The following is an 18,762-nucleotide window of genomic DNA, read 5'->3' on the forward strand; positions in this document are numbered from 1 at the left end:
AAGTGCTGAACGTACAAGGACTGAACACCGAATATGTCGATGGCAACAACGTGCGCGTGCGCGCGGCCCGCGACGTGTCGTTCGATGTGCCCGAGGGCAAGCTCTTCACGCTGCTCGGCCCGAGCGGCTGCGGCAAGACGACGACGTTGCGTTCCATTGCCGGGCTGGAGCGTCCGGTGGATGGTTCCATTTCCGTGAACGGCGTGACCGTATTTTCCGCGCGCGACGACACCTTCGTGCCGCCGAACCGTCGCAAGTTCGGCATGGTGTTTCAGTCATACGCCATCTGGCCGCACATGACGGTGTTTCGCAACGCGAGCTTTCCGCTTGAAGTGGGCGAGAAGAAATACTCGAAGCGGGAGATCGAAGCAAAGGTGATGCGCGTGCTGACGGCGGTCGGTCTCGATCATGTCGCGGACCGCGATGCGACGCGCATGTCGGGCGGCCAGCAGCAACGTCTCGCGCTCGCTCGCGCGCTCGTGATGGAGCCGAAGCTGTTGCTGCTCGATGAACCGCTCTCGAACCTCGATGCAAAACTGCGCGACAAGATGCGCTTCGAGTTGAAGCGCATGCAGCGCGAACTGCGTATCACGACCATCTACGTGACGCACGATCAGGAAGAAGCGCTCGCGCTGTCGCATGAAATCGCCGTGATGAAAGATGGCCAGATCGTGCAGAAAGCCGCGCCGCGCGCGATCTACGATCTGCCGAACTGCAAGTTCGTCGCGGACTTCGTGGGCACGACCAACTTCATCGATGGCCGCGTGCGCGACTGCGAAGGCGATGACGGCAACGTGCTGATCGAATCGTCGATCGGCGTGATCGCGGTGGCGAACGCGGTGTCGTGCCGCCCCGGCGATGAAGTCGTGATCTCCGTGCGCCCGGAAAACGTGATGGTCCATGAATCGCTCGATGGCCTGAGCGCGCGCAACGTGTACACCGGCACTGTCGCCGCGAAAGTGTTTCTCGGGGAAACGCTCGATTTCCAGATTCGCATCGGCGAACAGATCGTGCTGGCGCGCGTGCATCCGTCGCACAAGACGCCGGTCGGGGAGACCATCCACTTTTCGATCGATGCCGGGAGCTGCATTGCGCTGGCTTCGCAGAAGGCTTGAATAGAAGCTATTGAAGTCTCAGGAAGGCGTGGCAACTATCGCGCACACCCTCATTCGCAAGCACGCGGAAGCGCAACGCATTACCGTGACGATCGTCAATGATCGCGACTTCAGCCTCCTTGTCGAGGATGATGGACACGGCTACGATCCCGAAGAACTGCTGAAGAGCATCGAAGCCGAAACGCTCGCGAGCGCGATTCGCAAGGCGGCGGCAGGCGCAAACATTCTGCGCAAGCTCAATCTCACGAGTCGCGTGCAGGTCGCGATCGTCAAGCCGGACACCATGAATTCATATCAAACCGAATCGCCCATGACCTCTCACGCACATTCCTTCGCGCCGCTCAAGATTCGCGGTCGCAGCCTTCTGCCGATCGTGCAGGGCGGCATGGGCGTCGGCATTTCCGCGCACCGGCTGGCGGGCAGCGTCGCGCGTGAAGGCGCGGTCGGCACCATCGCGAGCATCGACTTGCGTCATCATCACGAGGATCTGCTCGCGATGTGCCGTGAAGACCACTCGCGCCCGACGCTCGAACGCGCGAACCTGATCGCGCTCGCACGCGAGATCAGGGCGGCGCGCGAGTTGTCGCAAGGGCGCGGCATGATCGCCGTCAACGTGATGAAGGCGGTGAGCGCGCATGCGGATTACGTGCGCGTCGCGTGCGACGAGGGCGCGAACGCCATCGTGATGGGCGCGGGCCTGCCGCTCGACTTGCCCGATCTCACCGCAGGCCGCGATATCGCGCTGATCCCGATTCTCTCCGACAGCCGTGGCGTCACGCTCGTGCTCAAGAAGTGGATGAAAAAGGGCCGCCTGCCCGATGCCATCGTGATCGAGCATCCGGCGCACGCGGGCGGCCATCTGGGCGTCGCCGCCGTCGCGGACATGCACGACGAGCGCTTCGGTTTCGAGCGCGTGCTGACGGAGCTCGATGCATCTTTCGCAGCGCTCGGACTCAAGCGCGAAGACGTGCCGGTGATCGTCGCGGGCGGCATCAACAGTCACGAAGCAGTGCGCAAGTGGCTCGCGGCGGGCGCGAACGGCGTGCAGATCGGTACGCCCTTCGCCGTCACCGAAGAGGGCGACGCGCATCCCGACTTCAAGCGCGTGCTGGTCGAGGCGACGCCGGACGATATCGTCGAATTCGTCAGCGTGACGGGACTGCCCGCGCGCGCCGTCAAGACGCCCTGGCTCATGCGCTATCTGCGCAATGAAGAACGCATCCGCACGAAGATCGGCGCGCGCAAGCAGACGTGCCCGTCGGCGCTCGAATGCCTGAGCGCGTGCGGCCTGCGCGACGGCATCGAGAAGTTCGGCCACTTCTGCATCGACACGCGGCTGGCCGCTGCCTTGCGCGGCGATGTCGGCAACGGGCTGTTTTTCCGTGGACGCGAGAAGCTGCCGTTCGGCGCGGCGATCCGCAGCGTGCGCGATCTGATCGAACTGCTGCTGACAGGCGCGACCAAAGCCTCGCCTGCTTCGTGCTGAGCAAAACGGAAACGCGCTGTTTCGCTGCGCGCCGTGGCGGATCGCGCTGAGCGAATCGGCAAGCTCGTGATGCTGATAGCGTCACGCGAAAGCGCGGCGGCGTGAATCATTTCGATTCCCCAAACGCATGAGCGCGGCATGCGCGAAACGCCGCATTTCATATTCCCGATAGCGCTTTCGCTTTGTTCCGAGATTCGCGCGTCGCCGGGCTGTCTAGAATGCCGGCAACTTCACTCGCGCGCATCAGACATCATGCCGACCAAGCTCGAATTCACGACCCCGGAAGGACGCATCGCGCTCTCCATCAGCGACGTTCAATTCATGGCCTATGACGCAGGCGAACTCGCGTTGCAGTCGACGCGCGATTTCGTCGAACGCATGCGGTCGATGGGTCTCGGCGAACTGGCTGAGCGCTATGCCGGTCTGCTCGCGCAGAACAAGGTCTCGGTGATGGAATTGCGTGAAGCGCGCGAGGATGCGGAAATGCTACTCGGGAGCAAGGACGAAGGCGGTGCAATCGCGGAGCAGATCATGCCGCGTCTGGAAGCATTGCGCGAGACCATCACGCGCACGCAAGCGGACATGCGCGCGAGCGTCGAGCGGCTGGCCGCGCTTTCGGCGGCGTGTCATCGCGCGTTGCATCAGGTGCCGGGTTATCGGCCGCCTGCGCGCAGTCAGCGATAGAAAACCTTCGGTATATTGAACAATCCGGCGATACGGCACGTCACCGAACAACGAAGCGTACACTCGAAAAGAACCAACGAGGATCGCGATGGCGAAGCGCATACCGGAGCCGTGGTATCACCCGGCGCAGGAAGAAGTCTGCGCGCTGTGCGGGCGCGCGGTGCCGTCCGCGGAGCGCGATCTGCATCATCTCGTGCCGAAGTCGCAGGGCGGCAGGCAGACGGCGGTGCTGCATCGCATCTGTCATCGGCAATTGCATGCGCTCTTTACCGAGAAGGAACTGGCGCAGTGCTATTCGTCCGTCGAGGCGCTGCTGGCGCACGAGGCGGTACGCAGTTTCGTCGATTGGGTACGCACCAAACCGGACGGGTTCTACCAACGCACACGGCGCGCGCGTTCGCGCTGAACGCGCATCTCACTGCGCGCACGACGCCTCGCCCCGCTGCGCCATCATGCCGAAACGCTGCTGGATGAAATTCTCGACCACGAGATAAAGATCCGCCTCGCGCGGCCGCGTTCCCCAGCGGCTGTTCCCGGCCACCGACGCCACCGTGAACCACGAATGCGGCGGAAACAACTCGACGCGCAGCATGCCGCGTTCGAGGATCCTGAGACGCCCCGTATCGATATGAAACTCGGCGCTGATTGCGCCCCCCGGCATGTCGATGCTCACCGTGATCGCCTTCGCCTTCATGGTCTCGCTCTCTCAAAGTGGCGGCGCCGGGAACTTGCGTGCCGCACGGCGTCCCCGAATGAATCGGATGAAGGCGCCGGGCGCGCGAGCCGCCCGGCGCCGCGCGAAAAGATTCGTCGTCTCCGCGCGCATGACAACCTTAATGCGCCGGACGCCTGTCGAACAATCCTGCTTTGGCAGGGAGCCGACAGAGGGGCGCGATTGTCAAATTCTCCAGCGACGCGATCATGCGATCCTTTCGAAGGGCATAATCGCGCCGTCGTTTCGGCAGAGTTCTTCTGGTAGGCATACAGTAATGACGTTGCGCGTTGCCGCCGAAATACCGGCGACATCGGCAAGTCGCTCGCAACGCGTGCGGAGCATGACGGCGAACGTTCGCCGCCGCACACAACACAACCATCCTGCGTTTCATATCGGCCGCGCGTGTTCCCCACGGGAACAAGCGGTGAGCAAGCGCCGATCCCGTTCACGAGATTCGAATCAAAGAGGAAAGCACAATCATGCTGAAAGCGTATTCCTATGCAGCATCCGCAGCCGACAAACCGCTCGGCCCGCTCGAAATCCAGCGCCGCGACGTCGGTCCGAACGATGTGCGAATCGACATTCTGTTCTGCGGCGTGTGTCACTCGGATCTGCACATGGCGAAAAACGAATGGGGCGGCTCGAACTATCCGGTCGTGCCGGGTCACGAGATCGTCGGGCGCGTCGTCGAGGTCGGCGCGGACGTGTCGAAGTTCAAGGTCGGCGATCTTGCGGGCGTCGGCTGCATGGTCGATTCATGCCGCGTGTGTGACTCCTGCAAGGAAGGACTGGAGCAGTTCTGCGATGGTCCCGCGAGTTTCACCCAGACCTACAACTCGCCGGATGCGAAGTCGGGCGGCGTGACGTACGGCGGCTATTCGACGGCCATCGTCGTCGACGAGGCGTTCACGCTGCGCATCCCGGAGAATCTGGAACTGGCGGCGGTCGCACCGTTGCTGTGCGCGGGCATCACGACTTACTCGCCGCTGCGCCACTGGAACGTGCAGAAGGGCCACAAGGTCGGCGTCGTGGGTCTGGGCGGTCTCGGTCACATGGGCGTGAAGATCGCCGCCGCGATGGGCGCGCATGTCGTGCTCTTCACGACATCGCCGGGCAAGAGCGAGGACGCGAAGCGTCTCGGCGCGCATGAAGTCGTGATCTCGAAGGACCCGGATCAGATGGCGGCGCACGCCAACAGCTTCGACTTCATCCTGAACACGGTGGCCGCATCGCACGATCTCGATCAGTTCATGGCGCTGCTCAAGCGTGACGGCACGATGACGCTCGTCGGCGCGCCGGAGCATCCGCATCCGTCGCCTTCGGTGATGAACATGATCTTCAAGCGCCGCTCGCTCGCGGGATCGCTCATCGGCGGAATCGCGGAAACGCAGGAGATGCTCGATTTCTGCGGCAAGCACGGCATCACGTCGGACATCGAGATGATTCGCATGGACGAGATCAACAAGGCGTACGAGCGCATGCTGAAGAGCGACGTGAAGTATCGCTTCGTGATCGACATGGCGACGATGGAAAAGTAAGCGCGCAGTTCAGCGGGGCGCGTTCATCGTCGCGCGCATGCGTTCGACGAAGCGCTCCGTCACGGCGGGCAAGGTCCTGCCGCGCTTCTTCACGATGGCGATCGGCCGCGCGAACGCCGGGTGGTCAATCGCCTTCACCACGAGCCCCGGCTCCGCGCGCACCTCGCGCGCGGTTTCCGGCAGGATCGTCACGCCCAGACCGCCGCGCACCATCGCGACGGCGGTCATCATGTAAGTCGGTTCGCAGGCGATATCGAGCGCGTCGCGCGTTTCGCTGAGCGCCGCGTCGACGACCGCGCGCACGCTCGTGCCCGGAGCGGTGAGCACGAGCGGCGAGCGCGCGAGATCGGCTAAGCTCACGCGGCGCTTCCTCGCCAGCGCATGTTCCTTCGGACAGACGGCAACGAGCCGGTCCACGCCCGCGTGCAGTACTTCGAGCAAAGGATCGAGCACGTCGCCGCCGGTCAGGCCGATATCCGCTTCCTCGTTGCGCACGAGCGCATTCACGGTGCTCGCCACCACATCGCGAATCTGAAATACGACGCGCGGCACGTCGCGCTTCATACCGATGATCAGTTCGGGCAACGCGCTCGCCGCGAAGGTCGGCAGGCACGCGATGCGGATCGTGCCGCTTTCTCCCTCGCCCATCGCGCGTGCATCGCGCAGCACGTTCTCCATGTCGCGCAAGGACTTGCGCAAGAGCGGCAGCAACTCGCGCCCGGTCGGCGTCAGCGCGACGTTGCGGCTATTGCGGTCGAAAAGCCGCGCGCCGACCGCGTCTTCCAGCCGGCGTATCTGCACGGTGAGCGCGGGCTGCGAGAGATGCAGACGTTCCGCCGCGCGCGTGAAGCTGCCCGCCTCGGCCACGGCGACGAGCGCGCGGATATCGCGAAGGTTCAGATCCATTATGGTTTGTGATAGCTGCGATCAAATCATTTCAATTGTGTTATCGCCGCTTCGAACTTACGCTGAACTCCATCAAAAGACAATATTCGGAGACACGTTCATGCTGCCGTTGCTCGGCCTCGCCACCATCGTCGTCCTGCTCGGGGCGATACTTTCCAAACGCATGTCGCCGCTCGTCGCGCTCATCATCGTGCCGATCGCCGCGTCGCTGATCGGCGGCTTCGGCTTGCAGACGAGCAAATTCGTCATCGACGGATTGAAGAGTCTCGCGCCCGTCGTCGGCATGTTCGTGTTCGCGATTCTCTACTTCGGCACCATCGCCGACGCAGGCACGCTCGATCCGATCATCGACCGCATCCTGCGCGCGGTCGGCACGAAGCCCACGCGCATCGTGATGGGCACGACGCTGCTCGCGCTGCTGATCCATCTCGACGGCTCCGGCGCGGTCTGCTTTCTCGTGACGATTCCCGCGATGCTGCCGCTCTACGATCGCCTGAAGATGGACAGGCGCGTGCTGGCGGCGGCGGTGTCGATGGCGGCGGGCATCAACTTCCTGCCGTGGACCGGGCCGATGATCCGCGCGTCCGCTTCGCTGCATCTGCCGATTTCGGCGCTCTTCAATCCGCTGATTCCGGTGCAGGCGATCGGCCTCGCGTTCGTGTTCGGCATGGCCTGGTGGCTCGGCCGCCGCGAGGAAAAGCGGCTCGGCTATTCGAGCGCGAATGGCGCGATGCCCGTGCCGAAGCGCGAACTCACGCCCGAGGAACAGGCGCTGCGCCGCCCGAAGAACTTCTGGTTCAACATCGTGCTGACGATCGTCGTGCTCGGCACCATGGTCGTGATGGGCGAGAAGATTCCGCCCGCGATCATGTTCATGGTCGGCCTGTGCATCGCGCTGATGGTGAATTACCCGAACGTCGACATGCAGAGAAAACGCGTCGATGCCCACGCGCGCGCCGCGCTGATGATGGCCGGCATCCTGCTCGCGGCGGGCGTGTTCACCGGCATCATGCAGGGCAGCGGCATGCTCAAGGCGATGGCGCAGGCGGCGGTCGGCTTCGTGCCGCCCGCGATGGCCGGACACATTCCGGTCGTGCTCGGCCTCGTGTCGATGCCGCTTTCCATGCTCTTCGATCCCGATTCGTTCTACTTCGGCGTGCTGCCGGTGATCGCCGAAGTAGCGTCGCAACTCGGCGTGCCGGCGGTGCATGTCGGACAGGCCGCGCTGCTCGGCCAGATGACCACCGGCTTTCCCGTGAGCCCGCTCACACCCGCGACGTTTCTCGTCGTCGGCCTGTGCGGCATCGATCTCGCGGATCATCAGAAGTTCACGTTCCCGCTGCTGTTCGGCGCATCGATCGTCATGGCGATCGCGTGTGTCGTGCTCGGCGTGTTTCCGCTTTAATCAAGAACGGACGACGTCATGAAAGACACCATCAGAATCGGCGCGGGCGCAGGCTATTCGGGCGACCGCATCGAGCCTGCCGTCGAACTCGCCGAACACGGCGCGCTCGACTATCTCGTGTTCGAATGCCTCGCCGAACGCACGATCGCGATTGCGCAGCAGGCGCGCCGCAACGATCCGGACCACGGCTACGATCCGCTGCTCGAAGCGCGCATGCGCGCCGTGCTGCCGGTCGCGGCGAAGAACGGCGTGCGCATCATCTCGAACATGGGCGCGGCCAATCCGCGCGCGGCGGCGCGCAAGACCGCGCAGATCGCGCGCGAACTGGGCCTGCATGGACTGAAGATCGCCGCGGTCACGGGCGACGACGTGCTTGATGTCGTCCTTCGTTCGTCGCTGCGTTTCGAGGAATCCGGCGACGATGTCAGCGCGTATGCGGAGCGAATCGTGTCAGCGAATGCGTATCTCGGCGCGGCGCCGATCGTCGCGGCGCTCGCGGCGGGAGCGCATATCGTGCTGACGGGGCGTGTCGCCGACCCGTCGCTGTTCACGGCGCCGCTCATTCACGAATTCGGCTGGCGCATGGACGACTGGAACACGCTCGGGCAGGCGACCGTCGTCGGCCATCTGCTCGAATGCGCGGGGCAGGTGACGGGCGGTTATTTCGCCGATCCCGGCTGCAAGGACGTCGGCAATCTTGCGCGTCTCGGCTTTCCGATCGGCGAGGTGAGCGCAGATGGCGCGGTCGTCGTGACGAAGGTCGCGCAGGCGGGCGGAGGCGTGACCGAGGCCACGTGCAAGGAACAACTGCTGTACGAGATTCACGATCCGGGCCGTTACTTTCAGCCGGATGTCGTCGCGGATTTCACGCAGGTGCGCGCGGCGCAGGAGGCGCAGGATCGCGTGCGCGTGACGGGCGGACGCGGCAACCCGCGCACCGATACGCTCAAGGTCTCGGTCGCATATGCGGACGGCTACATCGGCGAAGGGCAAATCTCCTACGGCGGCCCGAACGCGGTGGCGCGCGCGCGGCTCGCGCTGGATATCGTGCGCGAGCGCCTCGCGATCACGGGCGTCGACACGAGCGAACTGCGCTTCGATCTGATCGGCGTGAACGCGCTCTATGGCGACACGCTCGGCGCCCAACGCGACGATCCCTACGAAGTGCGCGTGCGCGTCGCGGGCCGCGTATCGAGCGCGAGGGAAGCGGCGCGCATCGGCAACGAGGTCGAGACGCTCTATACCAACGGACCGGCGGGCGGCGGCGGCGTGACGAAGGCGACGCGCGAAGTCATCGCGGTGCAATCCGTGTTGCTCGCGCGCGAGCATGTGAATCCGATATTCGAATTCGTGGAGGCAAGCGATGAAACTGCGTGAACTGGCACACGGCCGCGCCGGCGACAAGGGCAACACGCTGAATGTCTCGGTGATCTGCTTCGATGCGAAGCACTACGCGCATCTGCGTGAACAATTGACGCCGGAGCGCGTGAAGATCCATCTCGCCGATGTCGTGAAGGGCGAAGTCGTGCGCTATGAACTGCCGCTGCTGAACGCGTTTAACTTTGTGCTAGGTCACGCGCTCGGTGGCGGCGTTACGCGTTCGCTCGCGCTGGACGCGCACGGCAAGTCGATGAGTTCGGCATTGCTCGATATCGAGATCGACGACATTTCGTAGGAAGAAAGCGCCCGCCGCCATGTAGCCCGCGATGTCGCCCCAAATCTTGGGATGTCTAACTGGTTAGGTAAAAAGAGCCGCTTAAAGCTGGACAAAAACTCGCCAAACGCTCGCATAAAGCTCTCGTTAGACTTTTTTACATTTTAGTTGAGGGGTGGTCCTAAACGTCTGAATACAATCGATTTCTTACGAATTGTGCAGTCGTCAGGACCCATGAACACGAAGCGAAAAACGATACTTTCCATTTTCGGGACGCGGCCCGAAGCCATCAAGATGGCACCCCTCGTGAAGGCGTTGGAAGCGGAACCGGATGTGCGTTCCGTCGTGTGCGTGACCGGCCAGCATCGCTCGATGCTGCAGCAAGTGCTGGAACTGTTCGATATCACGCCGCACCACGATCTCGCGGTCATGTCGGAGAACCAGAGCCTGAACGGGCTGGCTTCGCGTCTGATTGCGTCGATCGATGACGTCATCACCAAAGAACAGCCCGACCGCGTTCTCGTGCACGGCGACACGACCACCGCGACCGCCGCCGCGATGGCCGCGTTTCATCGGCAGGTGCCGGTCGCGCATATCGAGGCGGGCCTGCGCACCGGCGACATGGGCCGGCCGTGGCCGGAAGAGATGAACCGGCGCGTCGTCGATGTCATGAGCGACCTGATGTTCGCTCCTACCCCGCGCTCTCATCAAAACCTCAGGAAGGAGACGCTGCACGGGCGCGCGTACGTCACCGGCAACACGGTGATCGACGCGCTGCATGCCGTCACGAAGCGCATCGATACGCACCCCGCGCTGCGCGCGAAACTCGATGCGCGCTTTTCGTTCCTCGATCCATCGAAGCATCTGATTCTCGTCACCGGCCACCGGCGCGAAAGCTTCGGGCAAGGGCTGCGCGACATCTGCGCGGCGCTCGCGCGACTCGCCAGGCGCCCGGACGTGCAGATCGTCTATCCCGTGCATCTGAATCCGAACGTGCGTGCAACCGTGACCAGCGCGCTCGGTGCCGCGCCGAACGTGTTTCTGATCGCGCCGCAGGACTATCTCGGCTTCGTGCGGCTCCTGCAGCGCGCGACGCTCGTCCTCACCGACTCGGGCGGCGTGCAGGAAGAAGCGCCGGCGCTCGGCAAGCCGGTGCTCGTGATGCGAGACGTGACCGAGCGTCCCGAAGCCGTCGATGCCGGCACCGCCGTGCTCGTCGGCACCAACAGCGACACCATCGCCGCCGCCGTCCATTTGCTTCTCGACGATGAGCGCGCCCGTGCGGCATTCTCCCGCAGCATCAATCCGTACGGCGATGGGCGCGCGTCGGCGCGCATCGTCGCGGCGCTCGCGGGCCGGCCCTTCGAGGAATTCAATCCTGCGACGCCGCGCGGAATGAACGCTGCGGCGCGTGCCGTGCGCGAGGCGCTCGCATAGACGCCCGGCATCCTGTCTCACGCAACCGGGGCGAACGCGCGCGACGTGCACATTCCTCCTTCGCGGCCATCCCGCCTCGTTGCGTCAATTTCGAGTCACTCAACTTTGCTCAACGACATCATCGACCGGCGCGGCCTGCGTGCCGTGCTGGCTTCACTCTTCACGTGCGCTACGCTCCTGGCGGGCCTGCAGGATGCGGCCCTCGGCGCGACGACGGACGCGCCGGGCACGCAGGCGGCGAGCGCTTTCGAGCGTCTCGGCCTCGATGTGCCGGAAACGCGCACCGTGACCTTGCGGCAACTCGGCCTGCTCGAAAGCGTGACGCTCAATGCGCCCGACACGCGCCGCGAATTCTTTCTGCCCGTGCCCGCCGGCGTGCCGATCAGCGACGCCACAGTGCAATTCGACGGCGGTTACGTGCGCGGCGACGGCGGCCGGGTCACGATGCTCCTTTCGCTCGACGGCTCTCCCGTGCTCGCGCGCGCGTTCACGCAGGATGCGGGCGGGGTGTCCGTGAATCTCGGCGTCGATGGTGCGGCGCGAACCGCCGGCTTCGTGCGTCTGGGTCTCGGCTTCGCGTCGGTGATCAGCCAGAACGAGTGCGCGGATCAGACGGCCATCGGCAACGTGCTGCGCGTCGATCCGACCACGCGCCTCACGTTCCGCTTCAATCCCGCCGACGTGCAGGACTTGCGCACCGCATGGAGCGCGCTGCCCTACGCGCCAGTGCTGGCGGTGTCCGGACGCAAGCTGTCGACGAACGCATTCGACACCGCCTGGCGCACCGACGCGCTGTTGCAGCGCGACGGCAAGCGGCCCGTGGTGCAGGCGCTGCCGGCCGTGGGTGACACGGTGGACCTCGCGGGCATCGACGTGCCCGCGGCGTTGCGCAACGTGCCGGCCTTCGGCGCGCTCGCGGCGGGCGGCAAACACGCCATCGCGGATCAGGCGGAACTCGGCGCGCTGCTCGCGCTCGGCGCGCGCGCGGCGTTCGGTCCGGACGTCGTCGTCGCGGACGAAACGATGCGCAAGACGCTCAACGGCGCGCTCGATGCACTGCGCGCGCAAGTCGCGAACACTTCGGCCGACGCGCTCGCCGCTTTCGACGCATGGCGCAAGCGCACGGCCTCGCAACTGACGGCGCAGTTGGCGCCGGGCGAAGTGCGTGTCGCGCATGTCGGCGGGCGCGCGATCATCGTCGTCGGCGATCCGCGCGGCATCGGCGCGCTCGCACAGGGCTGGCGTCCCATCGATGTATCGAACCGCGTGATCGTGCATCGCATCGACACGGCGCAGCAGACGCGCGGCGACACCATCGCGTTGTCGGAGCTGGGCGGCGATCCGCGCAGCATCGACGTGCAGACCGCGGCCTCGTGGAATGCGCGTTTCGATCTCGCGGCGGCATCGGGCAACGGCCGCCTGCCGGAGCAGGTCGTGCTCGACCTCGCCGCATCGCCGACGCTGTCCAACGGCGGTGCGACCGCCACCGTGTATCTGAATGACGTGATGATCGGCGCGAAGCTCATCAACGTCGACGGCGCGCGCCAGCGCCTCGTCGCGCCGATTCCCCGCTACGCGCTCGCGCGCACCAACGATCTGCGCGTGACCTTCCGCCGTCAGCCCGACGGCGGCTGTCAGGCGCGCCAGACGTATCCGGTCGCGGTGCTGCCGTCGAGCCATCTGCGTCTGGCCACCGCGACGCCGGACAACACCTTTGCGGGCATGGCGGCGCGCTATGCGTCGTCGGCGACGGTGTATGTGCCGCGCGCCTATCTCGACGATGCCCTGAACAGCGTGCCGCGCCTCGCCGTGCTGACCGGCGCGGCGGGCATCGCGCCGGTATCGGCGAAGTTCGCGGTGAGCAGCGCGCAGGACGCCGCGCAGCCCGACGGCCCGTTCCTCGCCGCCGATGTCCGTCTCGCCGACGAGAAGAACCCCGCGGTGTATTCGGCCGAGCGTCTTTCGCTGAGCTCGCCTGCGGGTGATACGTTGCTTGACATGTCGGGCCTGTCGCGCGTCGCGGTGGTGAGCGTGGCGAGCGCGGGCGGGCAGAGCGGCGTCGTGTATCGGTCGGCGGGCGCGGCGCCGGTTCTCACCGACCGGTTGCAACTGTCGCGCGGCAATATCGCCGTGGTCGACGGCAGCGGCGTGCTGAAGCAGTTCGACACGGTGAATCCCGAAGAGATGGCCGACGAGCCCGCATCGAGCACCGACTGGGTGACGCGGCACTGGGCCCGCTGGGGCATTCCCACCGTGCTCGTCGTGCTGCTGCTCGCGTTGATCGCGCTGGCCGGTAACGCGCGCCGCCGACATCGCAACCGGCGCGCCCGCGACGACGAGGATCGCGTGTGATGCTGGAGACGCTTAGGTGGTACGGCGAGATCCTGCTCGCCGACTACTACCAGGGACTCGAATACGTGGCCGCGACGGTCGCGGCGATCATCCTGCTTTCGAGCCTGGATGATCTGTTCATCGACGTCTGGTACTGGACGCGCAAACTCTGGCGGCGCGTGACGGTCGAGCGGCGTTTCGCGCCGCTGACGGTCGAGCAGCTCTACGCGCGCGATGAGCAGCACATCGCGATCATGGTGCCCGCGTGGCACGAGCACGACGTGATCGCCGCGATGATCGAGGATCTCGTGCGCGTGCTCGACTATCGCGCGTACACGGTGTTCGTCGGCACGTATCAGAACGATGCCGCGACGATCGCCGAAGTGGAGCGCATGCGGCATCGCTACAAGCATCTGCATCGCGTGGAAGTGCCGCACGATGGCCCGACCTGCAAGGCCGACTGCCTCAACTGGCTCGTGCAGGCGATCCTGCATTACGAGTTCGAGGCGGGCATCGAGTTCGCGGGCATCGTGATGCACGACAGCGAGGATGTGCTGCATCCCGTCGAGCTGAAGTTCTTCAACTATCTCCTGCCGCGCAAGGACATGATCCAGTTGCCGGTGGCGTCGCTCGAACGGCACTGGTTCGAGCTCGTCGCGGGCACCTACATGGACGAGTTCGCCGAATGGCACGGGAAGGATCTCGTCGTGCGCGAGAGTCTGGCGGGCGCGGTGCCGTCGGCGGGCGTGGGGACGTGTTTCTCGCGCCGCGCGATTCTCGCGCTCGTCGAACAGACGCAGCAACAGCCGTTCAACACCGAAAGCCTGACCGAGGATTACGACATCGGCACGCGCATCACGCGGCTCGGCATGCAATCGATCTTTCCGCTCTTCCCGGTCGAATTCACGACCCGGCGCAAGGGCTGGTTCGGCCTCGGCCCCGAGCGCGAAATCAAACTGACGATGCCGCTGTGCGTGCGCGAATTCTTTCCCGATACCTTTCGCACCGCGTACCGGCAGCGCGCGCGCTGGACGCTCGGCATCGGCTTGCAGGGCTGGGCGCTGACCGGCTGGAGCGGCTCGCTCGCGAACCGCTATCTGCTGATGCGCGATCGCAAGGGCGTGGTGACGGCGTTCGTCGGCATGCTCGCGTATCTGCTCGCCGTGCAGTTCATGCTGTTCGCCGCCGCGTCGTATTTCGGTTTCGCGAGCGATTTCTTTCCGTCGCCGTTCATCGATTCGCGCTGGCTGCAATTTCTGCTCGCGGCGAACTCGGTCGCGCTCGTGCTGCGCGTCACGCAACGCATCATCTTCACGACGCGGCTCTATGGCTGGGAGCACGGCGTGCTCGCGGTGCCGCGCATGGTCATCAGCAATGTCATCAACTTCATGGCGGTGGCGCGCGCGTGGCGGCTTTTCATCGTGCATATGGTGACGGGGCGGCGGCTCGCGTGGGACAAGACGATGCACGATTTCCCCAGCAACGAGGGCCTGCGCGATACGCGTCAGGATCTGGGCGAACTGCTGGTTTCGTGGCAGGCGATCGATCCCGAGCGGCTCGAAGAAGCGCTGCGAACCGATCACGCGCGCGAAGCGCCGATCGGACGCGTGCTCGTCACGCGCGGCTGGCTCGACGAGGAAACGCTCGCCGAAGCGATCGCGTTTCAGGCGGACTTGCCGCGCGGCCGTTTCGTTGCCGCGCGCATGGACCTGACGACTATCGCGACGCCGGAGACGCTCGTGCGGCTGCGCGCGCTGCCGCAGGGTATCGATGCGAACGGCCACGCTCTGTTCGCCTGCGCGAGCCTGCTCGACGATATGTCGCTCGCCGAATTGAGCGCGGCGGCGGGCCGCGCGGTCGCGCTGCATATCGTGCGTGAAAGCGAGATCACGGGCGGTCTGCGGAAGCTGCGCGCGGTCGGCATGCCGGTCCATACGGGCGATGGGGAAGAGGAAGCGTCGCCCTCGCTCGCGGATGCGACCGCCGCGCGCGGCGTGCCGCTCGTCGGCGACATCATGATCGAGATGGGGCTCGTCACGCGCGACGCGTTCGAGACTGCGTTGCGCAACTACCGGCCGGAGCGGCATGGGCGCATCGGCGATTACATGGTGGCGGAGCAGGTCATCACGCCCGATGCGCTGACCGTCGCGATCGCGGAGCAGCGGCGCCGCTATCTCGAGCGGGCCGGGATTCGATGACGCGGCGCTTGCGACTCGCCGTGTGGGCGGCCGCCGCGTTGTGCGCCTCGGGGGCAGCCCGTGCCGACGAGACCTTGCCGCTGCCGCTCGCCGGCGCGGCGTATCGCGTGGCGCGCGAAGCGTTCGCGGCCTACGATGCGCATCGTTATGCCGATGCCATCGCCGGCGCGCGCGAAGCGATTCGCCAGCGGCCGGACGTCGCGGATTTGCGTCTGCTGCTGGCCAATGCGCTCGCGGCGCGCGGGCGTCTGAAAGACGCGAGCCGCGCGCTCGCCGACGCCATCGCGCAACTCGGTCCGCTGCCGGCGCTGACGGCGCGGCGCAGGCAGATCGACGTGCTGATCGCGTCGGGCGGCGCGGGCGGCGTGCCGGGCGATTTGCCGGAGCCGGCGCTGAAGGCGGCGCGCGCGGCGTATCGGTCGTATGCGCGCAAGGATTACGCGGCGGCAGTGGCCGAAAGCCGTGAAGCGGTGCGGCTCGCGCCGCAGGCCGAACGCTTGCGCTATCTGCTGATCGATTCGCTCGCCGCATCCGGCGACGATCTCGCCGCCTATGAAGCCGCCGCCGACGCATCGAAGCGCTTTGGCGAGAGCGACGCCTTGCGCGAGCGGCAACGCTTCATCGGCGACAGACTTGCGCCGGCGGCGTCGAAGTCGGCGTATGCGGCCCGCGAGCGCGGCGATCTGGACGCGGCGCAGAGGCTCGCGCAACAGGCCGTGATGTATGCGCCGGGGCGCAAGGACTTCCGCATGCAGCTCATCGAGATACTGTTCGCGCGCGGCGATTTCGCGGGCGTGGAGAGCGCGACGAGCGATGCCATCGCGCTCGATCGCGACGATGCGCTCGCGTGGACCTTGCGCGGCTATGCGCGTGCGGCGCTCGGACAGGACGCCGATTTCGCGCAGGCGCTGACACTCGCCGCATCGACGGATGCAGCCGATGAACGCCGATACCGCGATGCCCGCGTGGCGCGCACGATCATCGCCGATGTGCGGCTCGCGCAAGGCAACCCGCAAGCGGCGCTCGACGCGCTGCCGCCCGTCGCGACGCAGACTCCCGATGACGCCGATGCCGCGATCACCTTGCGCCGGCATCGCGCGCAGGCGCTGTTGCGCATGGGCGCGGCCCAAGCGGCGCAAGTCGATCCGCGCGCGCGCCCGACCTTCGAGTGCCGCGAAGACTCGTTCGGCGCTTCCTGCGATGTCTACGCGCACGATCCCGCGCTCGCCGCGACACGCGAAGCGCGTCTTGCGGAACGGCGTGGCGATCGCGGCGCGGCGATCGGCTACTGGCGCACGGCGATCACCGAAGTGCCCGACGATCCGCAGCCGCGCATCGCGCTGATCGATGCGCTCGCGGCGACGGGCCGCACACGCGAGGCGTCGGGCGAAGCGCGCGCGTTGATCGATGCGAACCTGCTCGACTCGATGACCGACACGCAGGCGGCGGTCATCGCGCGACGCGCGGGGGACAGCGCGCTCGCGCTGGATTATTTCGCGCGCGCCGAGCGAGACGGCAAGCTGTCCGCATCGGCGCAAGCGGACGCGGGTTACGCGGCGCTCAACCTGCATCGCAATGAAGAGGGCGCGAAGTATCTGGAACGCGCGATCGACCACGGCGCAAACGCGCCCGCCGACGAGGCGCTCACGCCCGAAGCACTGAACGACGCACGCGCGGCTCACGCCGAAGCGACGCGCAACTGGGGCTTCAGCGCGACCGTGAACTATCGCGGCAACGGCGCGCAGCAAGGCTTCGCGTTTGCGCCGACGCCGGGTTTGTCGAACAACTGGCAGGCGGGCGCGGAGGCGTACTGGCGTCCGTTCGGCAGTCTCGGCGACCGCATGTTCGAGGTGTACGCGCGCGGCTACGAGAACTTCGGCGTGAAGGGCGACGGGCCGTCGGGGGCATCGACGTTGCAGGCGGCGATCGGCGCGCGCGTGAAACCGTTCGCATCGGCCAATGCGATTTTCGCGGTCGAAAAGATTCTGCCGATCGGCTCGGACGTGCGCTCGGACTGGCTCGTGCGCGCGGCCTACTCGAACGGCTTCGGCGACACGCGCCGCCTCGACGTGCCGAGCTGGTGGACGGGCACGATGTACGGCGAGGCGGGGCATTACATCGTGAACGATTCGACCTACGCGACCGCGAACGCGCGTCTGGGCCGCACCTATCGGCTCGATGCGCTGAGTCCGCGCCTGACGGTGTTTCCGCATGCGGTCATCGGCATGGACTACGATTCGGCGATCGATCACAGCGTGCCGGTGGGCGTCGGCGCGGGCGTGGCGGCGCGTTACTGGTTTCGTGGTGGTCCGTACGATGCGCCGCGCTCGTTCGTCGATGTGTCGGTGCAATACCGGTTTCGCGTCGCGGGCGATGATCGCGCGAAAGGCGTGTTCTTCGGTGCGGTATTCTCGTACTGATGTCTTCCCTCTTCTCCGTTCTCGTCATCGCTTGCTGCCTTGCGTGCGCGCCCGTTTCGGCGCATGCCGATGCCGCGCGCGCGCGTCTCGTCGACGGCATCGTCTGGCAGCCCGACAACGCGCATGCCGATCCGCGCGGCGATTGGGACAGGCTCGGCGCGCATGAGCTGATCGTGCAATGGACGGCGGTGGACGGCATATCGTTCGTGCCGGGCGCGGGATTGCGCGCGGCGCCGCGCATGCCGGACTGGGAGCGCATCGGGCAGGAACCGTGGGCGCGCGATGTGATCGTCGGGCTGGCGGGCCGCTTCGACGAAGCGGCGGCGCGGGCGAATGCGGCGCAACTGTTCATCGAATCGATGCGGCTCGCGGAGGTTCATCCGCCGGTGCATGTGACGGGGTACTACTTTCCCGTGGAGATCGATCCGACGTGGCAGAACGCGAGTGCTTTGCGCACGATGCTCGATGCGTTGCCCAAGCCGTTGTGGATCAGTGTTTATGATCGCGCGAATGTGGGCGGCGCGGCGATTGCCGACTGGCTCGATCAATGGCTGCCGCGCGATGTCGGCGTGCTGTTGCAGGATGGATGCGGGGTGTATGCGCGTGAGCCGCGCGTGGCGCGTGAGTATGCGGATCAGCTTGCGGCGAAGCTGGGGCGGCATCGGGTGAGGATCATCGTGGAGGCGTTTCGTCCGCGAATGGGCGGCGGATTTCGCTCCGCGACGGTGGAGGAACTGAGGCCGCAGATCGATGCTTATCGTGGGTACAGGACCTATCTCTTCGATGGGCCGCATTATGTGTCGGCGGATATCGTGCAAGGGCTGGTCGATGCGTACTCGTTCATGCGCAAGTGATGTTCTTTCGCTGGATCCC

General features: G+C 65.8%; 15 protein-coding genes. 13 read left to right on the forward strand and 2 right to left on the reverse strand.

The window, feature by feature from the left end; all coding sequences use genetic code 11:
* The first annotated feature begins 2 nt into the window (after positions 1-2).
* The 4 genes from BTHE68_RS33140 (at position 3) to BTHE68_RS33155 (ending at position 3,691) form a co-directional block, all read left to right on the forward strand.
* Complete coding sequence (locus BTHE68_RS33140; protein ID WP_162070485.1) at positions 3-1,115, forward strand: ABC transporter ATP-binding protein; 1,113 nt, start codon at positions 3-5, stop codon at positions 1,113-1,115.
* 310 nt (positions 1,116-1,425) lie between these two features.
* Positions 1,426-2,601 carry an NAD(P)H-dependent flavin oxidoreductase gene (locus tag BTHE68_RS33145; protein WP_162070962.1) on the forward strand — a complete coding sequence of 392 codons (1,176 nt, stop codon included), beginning with the start codon at positions 1,426-1,428 and terminating at the stop codon, positions 2,599-2,601.
* Positions 2,602-2,853: 252 nt separating this feature from the next.
* The gene (locus tag BTHE68_RS33150) at positions 2,854-3,285 is read left to right on the forward strand and encodes a hypothetical protein (RefSeq protein ID WP_162070486.1); all 432 of its coding nucleotides are present in this window, start codon (positions 2,854-2,856) and stop codon (positions 3,283-3,285) included.
* 88 nt (positions 3,286-3,373) lie between these two features.
* Positions 3,374-3,691 carry an HNH endonuclease gene (locus BTHE68_RS33155; RefSeq protein WP_162070487.1) on the forward strand — a complete coding sequence of 106 codons (318 nt, stop codon included), beginning with the start codon at positions 3,374-3,376 and terminating at the stop codon, positions 3,689-3,691.
* A gap of 9 nt (positions 3,692-3,700) precedes the next feature.
* Here the strand turns inward: BTHE68_RS33155 and BTHE68_RS33160 are convergent, their stop codons facing one another.
* Positions 3,701-3,979 (reverse strand): hypothetical protein, encoded by a 279-nt coding sequence (locus BTHE68_RS33160; RefSeq protein ID WP_162070488.1) that lies wholly within the window; start codon positions 3,977-3,979, stop codon positions 3,701-3,703.
* A gap of 500 nt (positions 3,980-4,479) precedes the next feature.
* On the opposite strand from BTHE68_RS33160, the gene BTHE68_RS33165 reads away from it, so the two are divergent.
* On the forward strand, positions 4,480-5,538 hold the full coding sequence (locus BTHE68_RS33165) for an NAD(P)-dependent alcohol dehydrogenase (RefSeq protein ID WP_162070489.1): 1,059 nt from the start codon (positions 4,480-4,482) through the stop codon (positions 5,536-5,538).
* A 9-nt stretch (positions 5,539-5,547) separates the two neighbouring features.
* Here BTHE68_RS33165 and BTHE68_RS33170 read toward each other — a convergent pair whose 3' ends face one another.
* On the reverse strand, positions 5,548-6,444 hold the full coding sequence (locus tag BTHE68_RS33170; RefSeq protein ID WP_162070490.1) for a LysR family transcriptional regulator: 897 nt from the start codon (positions 6,442-6,444) through the stop codon (positions 5,548-5,550).
* A gap of 100 nt (positions 6,445-6,544) precedes the next feature.
* Here BTHE68_RS33170 and BTHE68_RS33175 point away from each other — a divergent pair, with 100 nt between their 5' ends.
* The 8 genes from BTHE68_RS33175 to BTHE68_RS33210 all read left to right on the forward strand — a co-directional run bounded on the left by BTHE68_RS33175 (position 6,545) and on the right by BTHE68_RS33210 (position 18,743).
* Positions 6,545-7,849 (forward strand): CitMHS family transporter, encoded by a 1,305-nt coding sequence (locus BTHE68_RS33175; RefSeq protein WP_162070491.1) that lies wholly within the window; start codon positions 6,545-6,547, stop codon positions 7,847-7,849.
* 18 nt (positions 7,850-7,867) lie between these two features.
* A complete protein-coding gene (locus tag BTHE68_RS33180) occupies positions 7,868-9,226 on the forward strand; it encodes an acyclic terpene utilization AtuA family protein (protein WP_162070492.1) in 1,359 nt (452 codons plus the stop codon).
* Entirely contained in the window at positions 9,213-9,524 is a 312-nt protein-coding gene (locus BTHE68_RS33185) for an AtuA-related protein (RefSeq protein WP_162070493.1), read from the forward strand. Before BTHE68_RS33180 ends, BTHE68_RS33185 begins: the two co-directional genes overlap by 14 nt.
* 213 nt (positions 9,525-9,737) lie before the next feature.
* Complete coding sequence (gene wecB / locus BTHE68_RS33190) at positions 9,738-10,940, forward strand: non-hydrolyzing UDP-N-acetylglucosamine 2-epimerase (RefSeq protein ID WP_162070494.1); 1,203 nt, start codon at positions 9,738-9,740, stop codon at positions 10,938-10,940.
* A gap of 105 nt (positions 10,941-11,045) precedes the next feature.
* Positions 11,046-13,292 carry a cellulose biosynthesis cyclic di-GMP-binding regulatory protein BcsB gene (locus tag BTHE68_RS33195; RefSeq protein WP_162070495.1) on the forward strand — a complete coding sequence of 749 codons (2,247 nt, stop codon included), beginning with the start codon at positions 11,046-11,048 and terminating at the stop codon, positions 13,290-13,292.
* Positions 13,293-13,294: 2 nt separating this feature from the next.
* Positions 13,295-15,469, forward strand: coding sequence for a glycosyl transferase family protein (locus BTHE68_RS33200; protein WP_502710624.1), 2,175 nt, complete (start codon positions 13,295-13,297; stop codon positions 15,467-15,469).
* Entirely contained in the window at positions 15,466-17,889 is a 2,424-nt protein-coding gene (locus BTHE68_RS33205; RefSeq protein ID WP_162070497.1) for an NfrA family protein, read from the forward strand. The genes BTHE68_RS33200 and BTHE68_RS33205 overlap by 4 nt, the downstream gene beginning before the upstream one ends.
* Complete coding sequence (locus tag BTHE68_RS33210) at positions 17,889-18,743, forward strand: alpha-amylase family protein (protein ID WP_232078191.1); 855 nt, start codon at positions 17,889-17,891, stop codon at positions 18,741-18,743. Before BTHE68_RS33205 ends, BTHE68_RS33210 begins: the two co-directional genes overlap by 1 nt.
* Positions 18,744-18,762: the final 19 nt, after the last annotated feature.

Source organism: Burkholderia sp. THE68, from assembly GCF_009938265.1.
Classification (GTDB): Bacteria; Pseudomonadota; Gammaproteobacteria; order Burkholderiales; family Burkholderiaceae; genus Caballeronia.